We start from the raw sequence: 17,541 nt of genomic DNA, 5'->3' as shown, positions 1-17,541 counted from the left end.
GAGCCCCCCCACGATCAGCGACGCCACCAGCCCCGGCTTGCGGCCGATCCGGTCGCCGAGGTGCCCGCCGACGACCCCACCGAGCGGCCGGGCGTCGGGGTGTGGGGGTGGGGTGGGTGCCTGGACCGGTGGGTGCGTCGGCGGTGGTTGGGTGGTGGTCTGTGCGGGTTGGAGCCCGCACAGACGACGGCCCAGTGCCGCGTCGTCCCGCGCCGCGCCGCAGCCAGCGTGGGGTTGCGAGGTCCTTCGGCCTCGGTGAGCGTGCCTCGGCCGCGGTTCCATCGTGCCTAAGTCACTGGCGAGGGAATCCAAGTCCGGGAAGGGACCTTCATGGGTAGCGAGGCCGTGAGAGGAACCCTGAGGGGGGCAGAGTCCCTCAGGGTTCCCGTCAAGGATGGCGGCGGGTGGGTGCGCCCCGGTGTGGTCCTGGGTCGCGCCGTTTTGGCTAGCCGCGTTCGATGAGGTGGCCTACTACTTCTGGGCCGGGGTGGGCGTGGCCTGAGCCGTCGCGGCGGAGGTCTGCTTCGGGGAGTTCTACTGGGTCACCGGTGCGGCTCGCGCCTGCTGGACGGGGGCCTACCCAGGCGACCTGGACTTCGGTTTCTCCCTTGAGGAAGCGGTGGGCGCGCACGCCGCCGGTGGCTCGGCCCTTCGCTGGATATTCGCTGAAGGGCGTGACCTTGACGCTCTGTCCCGTTGCCGTCACGACCATCGGTTCGCCGTGTTCTTCGTCGTCGGTGCGGATGGCTCCGAAGAAGACCGCGGTGGCGTTCGCGGCCAGTTTCATGCCTGCCATGCCGCCGCTCTTCGTGCCTTGCGGGCGGATCAGGCTCGCGGCGAAGCGCAGCAGGGACGAGTCCGACGAGATGAAGGCCAGGGTTTCGTTTCCGTCGGTCAGCCAGGTCGCGCCGACGATCTCGTCGCCGGGCTTGAGGCTGATGACCTCGAATTCGTCCGAGCGCACCGGCCAGTCCGGCGCGCAGACCTTCACTACGCCGCCGCGGGTGCCGATGGCCAGGCCTGGCGAGTTGCCTGCCTGCTCGCCCAACGGCGCGATGCCGACGACCCGCTCGCCCTTTTCCAGCGGCACCAGTTCTTTTGCCGCCATCCCGCCGCGCAGCGAGACTGTGCCTGCTTGTTCGGGGAGCACGGGCAGGGGCAGCACGTCCGTCTTGAACGCGCGGCCTCGGCTGGTCACCAGCAGCACCTGGCCGCGCGCGGTGGTGTGCACGACGGCTGATACGGCATCGTGTTTTACGCGGCCGTTTCGGCGGCGGACTTCCGACGCCTCTTCGGATTCCGCCGCGGTGCGGGCGACCAGACCGGTGGCCGACAGGATCACCTGGCACGGGTCGTCCGCGACTTCCAGCGGGCCGGACGGCTTCGACGCGGCCAGGACTTCCTTCAGGTCGCCGTCGATGAGGCGGGTGCGGCGTCCGGTCGGGAAGTCCTTGGCGATCTTCGCCAGTTCCGTCGACACGAGCTTCTTCAGGACCGACTCGTCCTCGAGGATCGTGGTCAGTTCCGCGATTTCCTCGCGCAGCTTGTCCTGTTCGCTTTCCAGCTCCAGGCGGTCGTACTTCGTGAGCCGGCGCAGCGGAGTGTCCAGGATGTAGGTCGCCTGGATCTCGGACAGCTTGAACTTCGTCATCAGGCCGTCCTTCGCGGCGGCCGCGTTCTCGCTCTCGCGGATCAGCCGGATGACCTTGTCGATGTTCAGCAGCGCGATCAGCAGGCCGTCGACCAGGTGCAGGCGCTCTTCGCGCTTACGGCGGCGGTAGCGCGTGCGCCGCGTGACGACCTCGTAGCGGTGCTTCAGGAAGACTTCCAGCAGCGCCTTCAGTCCGAGCGTCTGCGGCTGCCCGTCGACGAGCACCAGGTTGTTGATGCCGAACGACTGCTCCAGCGGCGTGAGGCGATACAGATCAGCCAGCAGCGCCTGCGGGTTGACGCCCACCTTGCATTCGATGACGAGCCGGGTGCCGTTCTCGCGGTCGGTGAGGTCCTTGACGTCCGCGATTCCGGTGAGCCGCTTGGACTTGTTGACCTCGTCGGTGATCTTCTCGATCACCTTCTCCGGGCCGACGCCGTACGGCAGCTCGGTGACCGTGATGGCCTGCCGTCCGCGGCTGCCCTCCAGCGGGCCGGTCTCGACGTTCGCGCGCATCCGCACGACGCCGCGGCCGGTTTCGTAGGCCTTGCGGACCTCGTCCAGTCCCAGCAGGCTGCCGCCGGTGGGCAGGTCGGGGCCGGGGACGAACTCCATCAGCTTGTCGAGCGTGGCGTTCGGATGGTTGATCAGCCACCGCGCGGCGCCGATCACCTCGCCGAGGTTGTGCGGGATCATGTTGGTCGCCATGCCGACCGCGATCCCGGACGTGCCGTTGACCAGCAGGTTCGGGTACGCGGCGGGCAGCACCGAGGGCTCTTCGAGCGAACCGTCGTAGTTCGGCCGGAAGTCGACGGTGTCCTCGCCGAGCTCGCCGACGAGCAGCATCGCTTCGGGCGACATCCGGGCCTCGGTGTACCGCGAGGCGGCCGGTCCGTCGTCCGGGCTGCCGAAGTTTCCGTGCCCGTCGATCAGCGGGGCGTTCATCGAGAAGTCCTGCGCCAGCCGGACCATCGCGTCGTAGATCGCCACGTCGCCGTGCGGGTGGTACTTGCCCATGACGTCGCCGACCACGCGCGACGACTTCACGTACGCGTGCGTCGGGCGGTAGCCGTTCTCGTTCATCGAGAACAGGATCCGGCGGTGCACCGGCTTCAGGCCGTCTCGCGCGTCCGGGAGGGCGCGCGAGTGGATCACCGAATACGCGTATTCCAGGTACGAGTCTTCGATCTCCGTCTTCAGCGGGTTGTCGAAGACCTGCGCGCCCGGCGAGTCGAACGCGCTCGGGTCGACCCGGGTCACCGGGGTCTTGCTACGGCGAGCCATGGCTCACAACTCCTTGGGAACGAACGGAAAACTCAGACGTCGATGGCGTCGCGGTCGACGCGGTCGGACGATTCGACCAGCCAGTTGCGCCGCGGCTCGACCTTCTCGCCCATCAGCAGTTCCAGCGCCAGCTCCGCGGCCTCGACGTCCTCGAGCGTGATCCGCCGGACCGAGCGCGTCGCCGGGTTCATCGTGGTTTCCCACAGTTCGTCGGCGTCCATTTCGCCGAGGCCCTTGAACCGCGGCACCGGCGTGACGACCTGCTTGCCCGCCGCCTCGAGCTCGGCGACCTTCTGCTCCATCTCGCGCTGGGAGAAGGTGAAGAAGGTCTCCGCACCGCGGCCCTTCGTCGTGACCTTGTGCAGCGGCGGCATGGCCGCGTACAGCCTGCCGTCCTCGATCACCGGGCGCATGTACTTCGCGAACAGCGTGATCAGCAGCGTGCGGATGTGCGAACCGTCGACATCCGCGTCCGCCATCAGGATCACGCGGCCGTAGCGCATCGTCGACAGATCGAACGTGCGGCCGGTGCCCGCGCCGAGCACCTGCACGATCGACGCGATCTCGGCGTTCTTCAGCGTGTCGCCGAGAGACGCCTTCTGCACGTTGAGGATCTTGCCGCGCAACGGCAGCAGCGCCTGGTACTCCGACACCCGCGCCATCCGCGCCGAGCCGAGCGCGCTGTCGCCCTCGACCAGGAACAGTTCGCTGCGCGAGACGCCGGTGGTGCGGCAGTCGACCAGCTTCGGCGGCATCGCCGCGCCCTCGAGCGCGGTCTTGCGCCGGGCGGCGTCCTTCTGCTGTTTCTGGGCGAGCCGCACGCGTGCCGCGTCGACCACCTTCTGCAGCACGATCTTGGCCTCGGACTTGGTTTTCCGGTCCTCGGTCCAAGCCCGCAGCTGCTTGTCGACGATGCCCTGGAGGACGCGCGTGATGCCCGCCGTCGACAGTTCGTCCTTGGTCTGCGAGGTGAACTGCGGTTCCGGCAGCCGGACGTGGATCACCGCGGTCATGCCCTCCAGCACGTCCTCGGTGGTCGGCGGGTCCTCCTTCGGCTTGAGCAGCCCGCGCGTTTTGCCGATCACGTCCTGCAGCGCGCGGGTGACCGCGCGGTCGAAGCCGCGCCGGTGCGTGCCGCCGTGCACGTTGCGGATCGTGTTGGTGAAGCACTCCACGGTGCGCTCGTAGCCGGTGCCCCAGCGCAGCGCGACCTCGACCTCGGCGTGTCGCTCCACATTGGACTGCATGACGCCGTTGGCGTCCGCGGCGTTCTCCTTGTACGTGCCCTCGCCGGTGATCATCAGCGTGCCGCAGACCGGTTTTTCGCTGTCCGGGGCGAGGAAGTCGACCATGTCCGCCAGCCCGTTCGGGAAGTGGAAGGTCTCCTCGTTGATGGTGTCCTCGAACGCGGTGCGCAGCACGTAGGTGACGCCCGGCACGAGGAACGCGGTGTTGCGCAGCTTCGTGCGCACGCCTTCGACGTCCAGCGCCGCGCCGGTTTCGAAGTACCGCGCGTCGTACCAGTAGCGGATGGACGTGCCGCTGCGCTCGCCGCGCTTCATCTTGCCGACGAGGTTGAGCCCGGAGCGGCGGGTGAACTTCGCCTTCGGTCCGGGGCCGTCGAACACGCCGGGCACGCCGTGCGCGAACGACATCTGGTGCACTTTGCCGTTCTGCTTCACCGTGACGTCGAACCGGTGCGAGAGCGCGTTCACCGCCGAAGCGCCGACGCCGTGCAGACCGCCGGACGTCTTGTACCCGGAGCCGCCGAACTTGCCGCCGGCGTGCAGCCTGGTCAGCACCAGTTCGACGCCGGAAAGGCCGGATTTGGCGTGGACGCCGGTGGGGATGCCGCGGCCGTCGTCGTCCACCTGGACGCTGCCGTCGGCGTGCAGCGTGACGACGATGCGCGTCGCGTGACCGGCCACGCCCTCGTCGGTGGAGTTGTCGACGACCTCGGAGAACAGGTGGTTGATGCCACGGCTGTCGGTGGAGCCGATGTACATCCCGGGGCGCTTGCGGACCGCCTCGAGTCCTTCGAGGTGGGTCAGGTCGTCGGCCCCGTACAGAGTCTCAGCAGTCACGAGGTCGTTCTCCCGGATCGAGGCGAGCTGTTCGGTGGGCAAACAGGCGGCCGGAGCAGGGGCCCCGGGCCGTCACCGTACTGCAGGATATCCGCACCCCCCGACAGGATCGGGCCGCTGCGCCCCCGATGGGGTCCGGCAGCGTGTCCCAGGTCACCGGTATAGTCCTGGAGGAATACATCTTCCACGCGAGTAGTTGTGCCGACAAGCAAGGACACAACGAACCGGCTAGGGAGCGGTCATGCAGTTCGGAATCTTCTCGGTGGGCGACGTCACGACCGACCCCACCACGGGCGTCACGCCCACGGAGCACGAGCGCATCAAGGCGATGGTCAAGATCGCGCTCAAGGCCGAAGAGGTCGGCCTCGACGTCTTCGCCGTCGGCGAGCACCACAATCCGCCGTTCGCCGCGCCGGCGAACCCCACCGTGCTGCTGTCGAACATCGCGGCGCAGACTGAGAAGATCGTCCTCTCGACGTCGACCACCCTGATCACCACCAACGACCCGGTGCGGCTGGCCGAGGACTACGCCATGCTGCAGCACCTGGCCGACGGGCGGCTCGACCTGATGATGGGCCGCGGCAACACCGGCCCGGTCTACCCGTGGTTCGGCCAGGACATCCGCCAGGGCATCCCGCTGGCCGTCGAGAACTACGCGCTGCTGCACCGGCTGTGGCGCGAGGAGGTCGTCGACTGGCAGGGCAAGTTCCGCACCCCGCTGCAGGGCTTCACCTCGACGCCGCGCCCGCTCGACGGCGTGCCGCCGTTCGTGTGGCACGGTTCGATCCGCAGCCCGGAGATCGCCGAACAGGCCGCCTACTACGGCGACGGGTTCTTCGCGAACCACATCTTCTGGCCGACCTCGCACTTCCAGCAGCTGATCGCGTTCTACCGGCAGCGCTACGAGCACTACGGGCACGGCAAGGCCGACCAGGCCATCGTCGGGCTCGGCGGGCAGGTGTTCATCCGGCCGAAGTCGCAGGACGCGTGGAACGAGTTCCGGCCGTACTTCGACAACGCGCCGGTGTACGGGCACGGGCCGTCGCTGGAGGACTTCACCGAGCAGACGCCGCTGACCGTCGGCAGCCCGCAGGAGGTCATCGACAAGACGCTGACCTTCCGCGAGCACTTCGGCGACTACCAGCGCCAGCTGTTCCTGGTGGACCACGCCGGCCTGCCGCTCAAGACCGTGCTGGAGCAGCTCGACCTGCTCGGCGAAGAGGTCGTGCCGGTGCTGCGCAAGGAACTGGACGCGAAGCGCCCGGCGCACGTGCCGGACGCGCCCACGCACGAATCGCTCAAGGCGGCTCGCGAAGCCCAGACCGTCACCGCTTGACCTGGGCTCGCCGGACTTAGTGGAGAGGTCATGACTGCACGCACTATCGCCGTGGTCACCGCGGGACTGAGCCAGCCGTCGTCGACGCGGCTGCTGGCCGACCGGCTGGCCGAGGCCACCCGCGCCGCCCTGGTCGACGACGACGTGACGGTGAAGGTGTTCGAACTCCGCGACATCGCGGTGGACGTCACCAACAACATGCTCACCGGGTTCCCCAGCCCGCAGCTGCGGGAAGTGATCGACATCGTGACGCGCGCCGACGGCTTGATCGCCGTGACGCCGGTGTTCACCGCTTCCTACAGCGGACTGTTCAAATCGTTCTTCGACGTGCTGGACAAAGAAGCGCTCGACGGCAAGCCGGTGCTGCTCGCCGCGACGGGCGGTACGGAACGGCATTCGCTCGCGCTCGACTTCGCGCTGCGGCCGCTCTTCGCCTACCTTCGCGCGACTGTGGTCCCGACGGGCGTGTACGCGGCGTCGTCGGACTGGGGCAGCGTCGAGGCGACGGGCGCGTTGCAGCAGCGCGTGGAGCGGGCGGGCCGCGAGCTGGCCCAGCTGGTCGCGGCGGCACCTGAGGCGAAGCCGGACGACGAGTACGCGTCGGTGTCGTTCGAGCAGTTGCTGGCTGGTCACTGACGCCTCCGAGCGGTCAAGAGTGCCTGCGGCGCCGGGGTTTCCGGGTTGAGGAGCAGTTCGGCCTCGACGGTGAACCCGGCGTCGCGCAGCCAGTTCGTCAGGCGTTCTCGCGGGCGGCGGTGCACCTGGACTTTCATCGGGTGGCCGCCGTAGCCCTCGGTCTTCAGCCGAGTTTCGTCGCCGACGTGGAAGAGCAGTTGGAGCACACCGCTGGGGCGCAGTGCTTGGCGGAAATTCGCGAGGACGTCCGGGAGCCGGTCGTCGGGCAGATGGATGACCGACTGCCACGCCACGATCCCGGCCAGCGACGCGGTCGGCAGCGGGTCGGTCATCGAGCCGACCTCGAACCGCAGCTTCGGATAGTCGCGCCGGGCCACCTCGATCATGCCGGGGGAGAGGTCGACGCCGTACGCGGCTACGCCGAGCTCGTTGAGGTGCGCGGTCACTTGGCCGGGGCCGCAACCGAGGTCCGCGACCGGTCCGTCGCTGACTTGTTCTGCGAACAACCGCAGTGCGGCAAGCAGATACGGCTGCTTGCCGAGCGCGTCGCGGACGAACGTGGCGTAGTCCTCCGCCACGGTGTCGTAGGACGTTCGGGTGTCGGTGAGCCAGTTCACGTCAGCCTGCCGGGGTCTGGACGATGAGGACGGTGGCGCGGGTGGTCCAGGGAATGGCCGTGCACATCGGGATCGGCGGACCGCGCGATGCTTTCGGCGTGCCGATCCGGTTGTTCGAGCAGGACTCGCAGCCCGCCGCGAGGTTCTTCGGCGGGCCGGAATCCTCGGGACACGCCCCATCCCGCCTGCCAGCGGCGGATGAGGTCGGGAAGTGATTCGGCCACGCTGAGCAGCTAAGCACCCGGCACCGACAAAACCGGCCGATCCGCTGCCGGAGTCCAGTATGGACAGTCCGGCTGGCAGTACCGCGGGCCCGGCGGCACACTGGCCCGATGGGATTGGGCAAGCCAGTGCGCCGGGTGCTTCTCTCGGTCGTCGGCGGGGCGCTGGTGATCGTCGGGGTCGTGCTGCTCGTGCTGCCGGGACCGGGACTGCTGCTGGTGCTCGCCGGATTGCTGGTGCTCGCCTCGGAGTTCCCGGCACTGCAGCGATTCGTCGGCCCGGTGCGGACGCGGGCGATGCAAGCCGCGGAGGACAGCGTGTCCTCGCCGCTGCGGATCGCCGGTTCGGTGCTGGCCGGGCTGGCTTTGCTGGCCGCGGGCATCGTGTGGGGGACGGTGCGGTCGCTGCCGTTGAGCGGGTGGAGCACCGGGACCAGCCTGATTTTGTCGAGCCTGATCTTGTTCGCGTTGGTGATCTGGAGTTACCTGCGGGTGCGGGCGAAGCGGGAAGTCTCCGGCAAGCCCTAGGTAGCCGCCTTCGCCGAGCACGACATGACGCCAGCCGCCGCGCCCAGTTCACTTGCGGGACGGTGTGGGTCTTTCAGCTCGACGCTGGACCAGCAAACCCATGCCACAGCAAGGAAAAGCAAGGCAAGCCAAGGGTGGCAGACCGATGCACGGCACGAGCCGGCCGGCGCGGTTTTGCCCGCCAAGCTGTCTTGGCGCCCGGGAAGGGCACCGGCCCGCGGGGAACCGGAAAGAGAAGCGCCTGGACCCGCGAACTCGCAGGCCCAGGCGCTCCTCAGCAACCGTTCACCGAGATCAAGAGGCGTACAGCTTCGCCACCTCCGCCGCAGACAGCGCCCGGTCGTACACGTGCACCTGGTCAACCGCCCCGTTGAGGAAGTCGACCGGGTTCCCGCCGTACTTGCCGCGGCCGATCACCGTGTGGCCGGTGGACGCCTCGCCCAGGCAAACGCTGCGCGACGCGGCCAGTTGACCGTCCACATACAGCGCCAGCTGACCGGTAGCGGCATCCCGGACTCCGACCAGGTGGTACCAGCGTCCGGCTTCCGGCGTGATCGGGGCGAGGGCCCGCGTGCCCACGAAGCTGAACGCCAGCTTGTGGTCCGCGCCGGAATACTGCAGGAAGAACGCGCTGTGGTCGTCGCCGTCCTGGCTCACGACGGTCTGGAAACCGTCGCCGACCGCGTTGAACTTCACCCACGCGGCGACGCTGTAGCTCAGGTCGGTCTTCACCAGCGCGGCACCGGTGTCCGCGTACTGGCCCGAGCCGTTCACCGCCAGGGCCGAACCGCTGTGTCCGGCGGTCCAGGAAGCGCCGCCGATGAGCGTCGCGTCGTGGTGGCCCACGGTGTCCGCCGCCGTGGTGCCGCTGTTCTCGTCGAACGGGTACGCGGCGATTCCGTCGATGCCGGGCGTGCCCGGCGGAATCACCGGACCTTGTTGCGGTGAACCGTCAACGCCGTTGATCACCGACAGGTTCGCGGACCGGACGGCGGCGAAGTCCATCTTCTTCACCTGACGGTCGTAGGTGAAGAAGCCGTTGACCTCCTTTTCCACGTCGGTGGTCTGCGTGTACACGCCTGCCGACACCCCGCATTGCCGTCCCGCGAGCAGCAGGCGTTGCTGGAGCTCGGCGTAGCGGCGGGTGAGCGTGGCGCTGTCCGGTTCCATCTCGTAGGCGAAACTGCCGGCCGGGTCGAATTGGTGTCCGTCGACCTTCAGGCCGAGGCCGCCGTATTCACCGTCGACCGCGGCGCGGGTCGCGTCCGGCACAGGGGTGCCGGGACCGGTGTAGGTGTGGTCGTCGTAGATGTCGCCGCGGCCGCTGTCCGGTTCGGACCGGCAGCAGTTCACGCCGGACTCCGCGTCCACGAGCCGCGTGGGATCCCAGGCTTTGACCTGGTCGGCGATCCGGCCGACGGCGTAGTCGCCCCAGCCTTCGTTGAACGGGACCCAGGTGACGATCGACGGGAAACTGCGGTGCTGGTCGATCATCCGGTGCAGTTCGGATTCGAAGTTCGCCTGCGACGCGGGCGTCGGCTCGATGTCGTCCTTCATCGCGGGCATGTCCTGCCACACCAGGAGCCCGAGTTTGTCCGCGTAGTAGTACCAGCGATCGGGTTCGACCTTGATGTGCTTGCGGACCATGTTGAAGCCGAGCGCCTTTTCCTGTTCCAGATCGAACTTCAGCGCCGCGTCGGTCGGTGCGGTGTAGATGCCGTCCGGCCAGAAACCCTGGTCGAGCGGGCCGAGCTGCATCACGAACTTGCCGTTGAGCATCATCCGTTGCTTGCCGTCGGCGGTCTTGCCGACGGAAATCGACCGAAGGCCGAAGTACGAGCCGACACTGTCCCCAGAGGACAGTGAGACGCGCAGGTCGTACAGGAACGGATCGTCCGGCGTCCACAGATGCGGCTTGTTCACCTTGAGCGTCAACGGAGTGTTCGCCGGTCCGGACGCGACGCCGACGACGCGGCCGTGGTCGTAGGCGATGGCTTGCACGCGTTGTTTCACCGGCCCGCCGACTACGGCGTTCACGGTGACCGAACCGCTGGCGACGTCCGGCGTGGTGTCCACTCGCGAGATGTACGCCGGGGTCACCGGTTCCATCCAGACGGTTTGCCAGATGCCGGAAGTCGGGGTGTAGAAGATCCCGTCGCCGGGTTTGCGCTGCTTGCCGAGCGGTTGCCCGCCCGCGTCATTGGGATCCGTGACGCCGACGACGACTTCCTGGTCTTTCCCGGTGGTCAACGCGTTGGTCACGTCCGCGGAAAACGCGTCGTAACCGCCGGTGTGGTGGACGACCTGATGGCCGTTGACCCACACCGTGGTGTCGTAGTCGACCGCCTGGAAGTGCAGGATGAGCCGCTGGTCCCGGCCGCCCACATGCCAGTTCTTCGGCACCTGGAACGTCCGCCGGTACCACATCGACGTTTCGTGCCGCATGATTCCCGACAACGCCGATTCGACCGGATAAGGCACGAGGATGCGTTCGTCGAGACCGCGGTTGATCGGCGGCGAGTCGCCCGGTTTGGCGGCGGAGAATTCCCAGACGCCGTTGAGGTTTTGCCAGTTGTCGCGGGTCAGCTGCGGGCGCGGGTATTCGGGAAGCGCGTTGGTCGGGGAGACCTGGTCGGTCCACGGGGTGGTGAGGGGAGGGGTGAGGCGTTGCCATTGCGGCGGATCGGCCGCCGCGGCGGGGACACTCGACAACCCGGACACGGCCACGGCGAGCGCGGCGGCCACCGTGGCCAAACGGCCGGGTCTGCGGGCAGGACGGACCATCGTCGAACCTCCTACTGACAGGTGGATCAGCGCGGATGGAGCTGCACGGGGGTCAGGAACGGCGGGAACGGGCCAGCAGCCGCTGGATCACGACGACGACCAGCAGGAAAGCGCCGCTGACCACCGTCTGGTAGTTGGAATCGAGAGTGCCGACCTGGTTGATGACGTTCTGGATCAGCGTCTTCAGCAGCACGCCGACGAGCGTGCCGATGACGGTCCCGGCTCCGCCGGTGAGCAGCGTTCCGCCGATGACCACGACGGAAATCGCGTCCAGCTCCGTGCCGACGCCGAGCACGGTGACGCCCGATTGCAGATACGCGGCGGTGAGCACGCCGGCGAATCCGGCGAGAGTGCCGCTGAGCGTGTAGAGGATGATTTTGGTGCGGGCCACCGGAAGACCCATCAGCAACGCGGATTGTTCCGCACCGCCGAGAGCGAAGATCGACTGACCGAAGCGGGTCCGGCGCAAGAGCAGCCCGCCGAGTCCGAAAAGGATCAGCGCGAGGTACACCGGTACGCCGATGCCGAAGATCTTGCCTTGTCCCAGCCAGAGCAAGGCCGCGCCTGGCTCCACTTTGTACGTTGTCGCACCCTCGTTGGTCAAGGCCAGCAAGAGCCCGCGAGCGAACAACAGCGAGGCGAGCGTGACGATGAACGGCGCCATTTTCGTCCGCGCGATGAGCAGACCGTTGACCAGCCCGATCAGTCCGCAAACGACTATCGGCAGCAGGATCGCGACGACCAGGCCGTAGCGGGAACCGTACGCGGCGAGCACACCGCCGAGTGCGTACACCGAGCCGACGGACAAATCGATCCCGCCGGAAATGATCACGAACGTCATGCCCAGTGCGATCACTGCCAGGAAGGAACTTTGCAAGGCGAGGTCGCGCAGGTTGTCCGCGGATCCGAAGCGCGGGAAGGTGAACCACGCGACAAGCACGCCGAGGACGAGCACCACGGCCGCGCCTTGGCGTTGCAGGACTGCGGCGAACGCCGCGCCGCGTTCCGACGGCGGGGCGACGGTGGTCGCGATCATCGCGTGCTCCGTTCCCGGGCGACGTACACCGCGGCGACGATGATGGCGGCCTGCACCATCTGCGCGGCGGAATCGGGCAGGTTGTGCTTGATCAGCGTGGCGTGCACCAGCTGCATGAGCAGCGCGCCGAACACCGTGCCGAGCACGCGGACGCGCCCGCCGGTGAGCGGCGTGCCGCCGACCACCACCGCGGTGATCGCGGAGAGTTCCATCAGCAGGCCGAGATCGTTCGGGTCGCTCGCGCCGAGCCGTGCGGTGGACAGCACGCCGGCGATCGCCGCCAGCGCGCCGGACATGGCGTACACGCCGATCAGGACGCGTTTCACCGGCAGCCCGGCGAGTGTCGCGGCGGGACGGTTGCCGCCGACCGCGACCAGGTGCCGACCGAAAGTGGTGCGCCGCACCAGCAATCCGGCCAGCACTGAGAGGACGGCTGCTACCAGGACCATGATCGGCACCCCGAGGACGTCGCCGGTGCCGAGCGCGAGGAAGCCCGGGTTGTGCAGCTGCACCAGTTGCCCGTGCGCGATCACGAGCGCGAGCCCGCGACCGCCGACGAGTAACGCCAGCGTCGCGATGATCGGCTGAATTCCGAGCTGGGCGACCAGAAAACCGCTGAACAGCCCGGAAACCAGCCCGGCGATGAGCGCGACCAGGATCACCATCAGCGGTCCGGCCCCGAGATACAGCGGGACGAGCGCCGCGGCGACCGACATCACCGAGCCCACGGACAGGTCGATGCCTTCGGTGCCGATCACCAGCGCCATGCCGAGCGCCACGATGCACACCGGCGCGGCCTGCACCAACTGAGTGCGAAAGTTGGCCGCGGAGAGGAAGTTCTGCGTGAACGCGATGTTGAACAGCAGCAGCACAACCACGGCCAGGTACACGCCGTAGTTCTGCAGCCAGCTCGTGACGCGGGCGCGGTCAGGTCTCGTCAGTGTCGCGGTCGACATCGTTGTCACCCCCTGCAGCTATCGCCGCCAGCACGTTGTCCTCGGTGACCGCGTCACCGGCCAGTTCGGTGGCGACGCTGCCGTCGCGCAGGACGACCACCCGGTCCGCACCGTCGAGAATTTCTTCCAGTTCGGACGAGATCAGCAGCACGCCGAGCCCGTCCTGCGCCAGTTCGTCGATCAGCGCCTGCACCTCGGCCTTGGCTCCGACGTCGATACCGCGCGTGGGCTCGTCCAGCAGCAAGACTTTCGGGCCGGTGGCGAGCCAGCGCGCGAGCAGCACCTTCTGCTGATTGCCGCCGGACAGCTCGGACACCTTCTGCTCCGGACTGGATGCCTTGATCCGCAACCGTTCCATGAACGTCTTCACCACACGGTCCTGTTTGGACCGGCTGACGAAGCCGAACGTAGACAGTCGCGGCAGCGCGGCGAGCACGATGTTCTCGCGCACGGACAGGTTCGGAATGATCCCGTCCGCCTTGCGGTCCTCGGCCAGCAGCGCGATTCCGGCTCGCATCGCGGCGGAGATCTTCCCCCGCTTCAACGGCTTTCCGGCCAGCAGCACGGTGCCGCCGTCGAGCGGAAAGGCCCCGACCACAGCCCGCGCGGTCTCGCTCCGGCCGGAGCCGAGCAGCCCGGCCAGCCCGACGACCTCGCCCGGGCGCACGCTGACCGAAACGTCGTGCAGCTTGTTCCCGCCGGACAGGTTCATGGCCTGCAGCAGCGGTTCCTTCTCCGCATGATGCTCCTCACCGAACGCGGTGACGCCCTCGGCGCGAATCTGCCGGATCTCCCGGCCGAGCATCATCGACACCAGCTCAATGCGCGGCAACGGCTTCAACGGTCCACTGTGGGCTACACGTCCGTCGCGCAGCACCGTGACGCTGTCGCACACCCGGTACAGCTCGTCCATCCGGTGGCTCACGTAGAGCACCGAGATGTCGTCGGCGTGCAGCCGGGCCAGCACCTCGAACAAAGTGTCCACTTCACGCGGTTCCAGCGACGACGTCGGCTCGTCCATCACGACCACACCGGCCTTTGTGGACACCGCACGAGCCAGCGCGACCATCTGCTGCGCGCCGACCGCCAGCGTGTGCAGCGGACGCCGCACGTCGGTGTCGATCCCGTAGCCGCTGAGCAGTTCGCGCGCCTGCTCGTTCATCGCCGACCAGTCCACCAGGCCGGTGCGGGTGCGCGGCTCCCGGCCGAGAAAGACGTTGCTCGCCACGCTCATCAGCGGGACGAGGTTGACCTCCTGGTAGATGGTGGAGATCCCGGCGCGCTGTGCGTCGATCGGCCTGCGGAAGTCGACCGGCTCGCCGAGGTGGCGCACCTCGCCCTCGTCCGGCCGGTACACGCCGGTGAGGACCTTGATCAAAGTGGACTTGCCCGCACCGTTTTCCCCGACCAGCGCGTGGACCTCGCCGCGGCGCAAGCGGAAGGAGACGTCGTCGAGGGCCACGGTGCCGGGGAACCGTTTGGTCACCCCGGCCACCTCGAGCACCGGTGCGGTCATGGTCGCCACCTGGGTGTCGGCCGCGCTGATCATCAGTACGCGTTCCCGACCTTCTGGGCCGCGTTCGATTCGTCGTAGGCGTCGTCGGTGATGACGATGCTCGGCGGGATCGGCTTGCCGTCCTCGAACTGCTGCAGCGTTTGGAACGCCAGCTGCCCGAACCGCGGGTTCGACTCGATGACCGCGTTGTAGCTGCCGTCGGCGATCAGCTGCACCGCGTTGCGGGTGCCGTCGACGGACACGACCTTCACGTCCTTGCCGGGGTTCTTGCCCGCGGTCTTGAGCGCGTTGACCGCGCCGATGCCCATCTCGTCGTTCTCCGCGTACACCGCGGTGAGGTCCGGGTGGCTCTGGATCAGCTGTTCCATCACCGACTGGCCCTTGGACCGGTCGAACTCGCCGGTCTGCTCGGCGACCACGGTGAGCCCGGGCGTCTTCGCCAGCTCGTCCTTGAACCCCTTGGTGCGGTCGGTGGTCACGTTGTTGCCCGAGGAACCGAGCAGGATCGCGACCTTGCCGTTGCCGCCGGTGGACTTCGCCAGCGCGGCGGCCGCGCGGTGGCCCTGTTCGATGAAGTTGGAGCCGATGAAGGTCAGGTAGTCGGTGCACGGCTTCGACGTGACCTGCCGGTCGATGGTGACCACCGGGACCTTCTTCGCCTTCGCAGCGTCGAGCGCGGGCTGCAGGCCGTCGGAGTTCAGCGGGGCCACGATGAGCAGCTGCGCGCCCCGGTCCAGCAGAGACTTGATGTCCGAGATCTGCTTGTTGAGGTCACTCTGCGCGTTCGTGGTGAGCAGGTGGTCGGCCGGGATGCCGAGCTTGGCCGCCTCGCTGCGGATGGACTGCGTCTCGGCGATCCGGAACGGGTTCGCCTCCTTCTCCGACTGGGAGAAGCCGACGATCGCGGTCTTCGGGTCGACCTTCGGGTATCCGGTCTTGTCGATGGTGCAGCCGTCGGCGCTGGGCGCGGAGGACGCGGCCGAGGCGGCCGGACCGGAGCCGTTGCTTTGCGCGGCCGGGGTTTCCTCGCGGCTGGTGCAGCCGGCGAGCACGAGTGCCGTGGCGGTGCCGGCGACCAGGGCGAAGCGGGCAGGGACGGACGGGGACACGGCGGACTCCTCGCAGCCGACGACTGGGGCAACCCGCTCGGCGGGGTGACGACCGTCACCCCGCTGAGCTCCGGCTATTTTTACATCGTTGGAACAACGTTGTAAACAGGCAAAACGTCGCTACACTACGTGGTCGTCGGGGCTGGTGCCGAGGGCTTCGCGGGCTCGTGATGAGCTCGGGCTCCCGGGCGGAGGAGATGAGGAGTCAGCGTGGCCGTGACCCTGAAGGACGTCGCGACGCTGGCGGGCGTTTCGGTGAAAACCGTGTCGAACGTGGTGAACGGCTACGCGTTCGTGAAGCCCGAGAACCGGCGGCGCGTCGAGGAGGCACTGGCCGCGACCGGGTACCGGCCGAACCTCGGCGCGCGCAACCTGCGCCGCGGGCGGACCGGGTTCCTGGCGCTGATGGTGCCGGAGCTGAGCATTCCGTACTTCGGCGAAATGGCCGGGCTGGTGATCACCGCCGCGCAGCGCCGCGGGTGGAGCGTGCTGATCGAGCAGACGCAGGGGACCCGCGACCGCGAACGGGCCACTGTGGACTCGCTGGGCCCCCATCTGGTCGACGGCGCCCTGGTGCATCCGGAGGCGCTCGAAGCGGCCGATTTCCCCGCCGCGGAAAAGAAAATCCCGATGGTGCTGCTCGGCGAGCACGCGGTGGACGTCGCGCTCGACCGAGTGGCGATCGACAACGTGCAGGCCGCGCATCTCGCGGTGTCGCATCTGGTTTCGCTCGGCCGCCGCCGGATCGCGGCGATCGGCGCGAACCCGAAGCGCGGGACTTCGTCGCTGCGTCTCGCGGGTTATCGGGCCGCGTTGGCCGATGCTGGTTTGCCGTCCGCGGATTCCTTGGTCGAGCCGGTGGCGAAGTACCATCGCGCCGAGGGTGCGGCGGCGATGAAACGCTTGCTGGCACAGGAAGAACCGCCGGACGCGGTGTTCTGCTTCAACGACCTGCTGGCCGTCGGCGCGTTGCGTTCGGCGGCCGAGCACGGGCTTCGGGTGCCCGACGACATCGCGATCGTCGGCTTCGACAACACCGAGGAGAGCGCGTTCAGCCTGCCCGCGCTCACCACGATCTCGCCGGACAAGGCGGCGATCGCCGAGGCCGCGATCGACCTCATCCACAGCCGCCTCGCCGGTACCGAGAGCGCTGAGCCGCGTTCGGTGCAGCCGCCGTTTTCCTTGGAGGTAAGGGAAAGCACGGTCGTTTCCTAGAGGAGCCGCACCGCCAGCACGAGAATCACCGCGCTGGACAGCAGGGCGGTGCCGAGCCGTCCGCGCGGACCGGTGAGTCCGCGTCCGAGCAATGCGCCGCCGATGGCCAGGAGCAGTTGCCAACTGGCCGAAGCTGCGAACGCGGCGGCGGCGAATACCGTGCCGTTGGCCGGGCGGTCGCCGAGGACGAGCGCGGTGAAGTAGATGATGGTGGACGGGTTGAGCAGGGTCAGGCCGAGCAGCGTCGCGTACGCCCGGAGCGGGTGCGGTTCCGTTGCCAGCAACGGAGTTTCCGCGGATCGATAGCGCTGGACAGCTCGGATCGCGGTCCACGCGCCGAGCACGAACAGCGCGGCGGCGGAGGTCAGGCGCAGGGGAGTGGTGATCGGGGCGAGCAGCGGGGCCAGCGCGGCGCCGCCGGTGGTGGCGAGAACGGCGTAGACGCCGTCCGCGGTGGCCACCCCCATCGCCGCGGCCGCCCCGACCCGCCACGACGTGCGAGCGGTGAGTTCGACCAGGTAAACGCCGATCGCCCCGACCGGCATGGCGATCCCGTACCCCGCGACAA

14 protein-coding genes are annotated in these 17,541 nt (G+C 68.2%); 5 read left to right on the top strand and 9 right to left on the bottom strand.

Features of this window, described 5'->3' with window-relative positions:
• Positions 1–445: 445 nt before the first annotated feature.
• Together H5411_RS42675 and H5411_RS42670 are read right to left on the bottom strand one after the other, a co-directional pair.
• On the bottom strand, positions 446–2,935 hold the full coding sequence (locus tag H5411_RS42675; RefSeq protein WP_101435589.1) for a DNA gyrase/topoisomerase IV subunit A: 2,490 nt from the start codon (positions 2,933–2,935) through the stop codon (positions 446–448).
• Between the two features lie 32 nt (positions 2,936–2,967).
• Positions 2,968–5,019 (bottom strand): DNA gyrase/topoisomerase IV subunit B, encoded by a 2,052-nt coding sequence (locus H5411_RS42670; RefSeq protein ID WP_183127334.1) that lies wholly within the window; start codon positions 5,017–5,019, stop codon positions 2,968–2,970.
• 241 nt (positions 5,020–5,260) lie between these two features.
• On the opposite strand from H5411_RS42670, the gene H5411_RS42665 reads away from it, so the two are divergent.
• Together H5411_RS42665 and H5411_RS42660 are read left to right on the top strand one after the other, a co-directional pair.
• Positions 5,261–6,355: an LLM class flavin-dependent oxidoreductase gene (locus tag H5411_RS42665; protein WP_183127332.1), complete on the top strand. Its 1,095-nt coding sequence runs from the start codon at positions 5,261–5,263 to the stop codon at positions 6,353–6,355.
• A 30-nt stretch (positions 6,356–6,385) separates the two neighbouring features.
• On the top strand, positions 6,386–6,991 hold the full coding sequence (locus H5411_RS42660) for an FMN reductase (protein ID WP_183127330.1): 606 nt from the start codon (positions 6,386–6,388) through the stop codon (positions 6,989–6,991).
• On the opposite strand, the gene H5411_RS42655 is transcribed toward H5411_RS42660, so the two are convergent.
• Positions 6,985–7,608 (bottom strand): class I SAM-dependent methyltransferase, encoded by a 624-nt coding sequence (locus H5411_RS42655; protein WP_312878735.1) that lies wholly within the window; start codon positions 7,606–7,608, stop codon positions 6,985–6,987. The two genes, H5411_RS42660 and H5411_RS42655, sit on opposite strands and share 7 nt — an antisense overlap.
• Before the next feature lie 32 nt (positions 7,609–7,640).
• Here H5411_RS42655 and H5411_RS48180 point away from each other — a divergent pair, with 32 nt between their 5' ends.
• Positions 7,641–7,823 (top strand): hypothetical protein, encoded by a 183-nt coding sequence (locus tag H5411_RS48180; RefSeq protein ID WP_246370341.1) that lies wholly within the window; start codon positions 7,641–7,643, stop codon positions 7,821–7,823.
• 117 nt (positions 7,824–7,940) lie between these two features.
• Positions 7,941–8,357: a PGPGW domain-containing protein gene (locus H5411_RS42650; RefSeq protein WP_183127326.1), complete on the top strand. Its 417-nt coding sequence runs from the start codon at positions 7,941–7,943 to the stop codon at positions 8,355–8,357.
• Positions 8,358–8,651: 294 nt separating this feature from the next.
• Here H5411_RS42650 and H5411_RS42645 read toward each other — a convergent pair whose 3' ends face one another.
• The 5 genes from H5411_RS42645 to H5411_RS42625 are packed head-to-tail and all read right to left on the bottom strand — an operon-like array spanning position 8,652 to position 15,758.
• Entirely contained in the window at positions 8,652–11,141 is a 2,490-nt protein-coding gene (locus tag H5411_RS42645; protein WP_183127325.1) for a LamG-like jellyroll fold domain-containing protein, read from the bottom strand.
• Positions 11,142–11,193: 52 nt separating this feature from the next.
• Entirely contained in the window at positions 11,194–12,177 is a 984-nt protein-coding gene (locus H5411_RS42640) for an ABC transporter permease (protein ID WP_183127323.1), read from the bottom strand.
• Complete coding sequence (locus H5411_RS42635; protein ID WP_183127321.1) at positions 12,174–13,133, bottom strand: ABC transporter permease; 960 nt, start codon at positions 13,131–13,133, stop codon at positions 12,174–12,176. The genes H5411_RS42640 and H5411_RS42635 overlap by 4 nt, the downstream gene beginning before the upstream one ends.
• Complete coding sequence (locus H5411_RS42630) at positions 13,105–14,649, bottom strand: sugar ABC transporter ATP-binding protein (RefSeq protein WP_376772290.1); 1,545 nt, start codon at positions 14,647–14,649, stop codon at positions 13,105–13,107. The genes H5411_RS42635 and H5411_RS42630 overlap by 29 nt, the downstream gene beginning before the upstream one ends.
• Before the next feature lie 32 nt (positions 14,650–14,681).
• Positions 14,682–15,758, bottom strand: coding sequence for an ABC transporter substrate-binding protein (locus tag H5411_RS42625; RefSeq protein ID WP_101435580.1), 1,077 nt, complete (start codon positions 15,756–15,758; stop codon positions 14,682–14,684).
• A gap of 210 nt (positions 15,759–15,968) precedes the next feature.
• On the opposite strand from H5411_RS42625, the gene H5411_RS42620 reads away from it, so the two are divergent.
• Positions 15,969–16,973, top strand: coding sequence for a LacI family DNA-binding transcriptional regulator (locus tag H5411_RS42620; RefSeq protein WP_101435579.1), 1,005 nt, complete (start codon positions 15,969–15,971; stop codon positions 16,971–16,973).
• On the opposite strand, the gene H5411_RS42615 is transcribed toward H5411_RS42620, so the two are convergent.
• Positions 16,970–17,541 (bottom strand): LysE family transporter (locus H5411_RS42615; RefSeq protein ID WP_183127317.1); only part of this gene is annotated, 572 nt, incomplete at its 5' end. The two genes, H5411_RS42620 and H5411_RS42615, sit on opposite strands and share 4 nt — an antisense overlap.

Source organism: Amycolatopsis echigonensis, assembly GCF_014174495.1.
Lineage (GTDB): Bacteria > Actinomycetota > Actinomycetes > Mycobacteriales > Pseudonocardiaceae > Amycolatopsis > Amycolatopsis echigonensis.
Note: the sequence above shows the minus strand (reverse complement) of the source record. Positions and strands in the feature narration are given on the sequence as shown.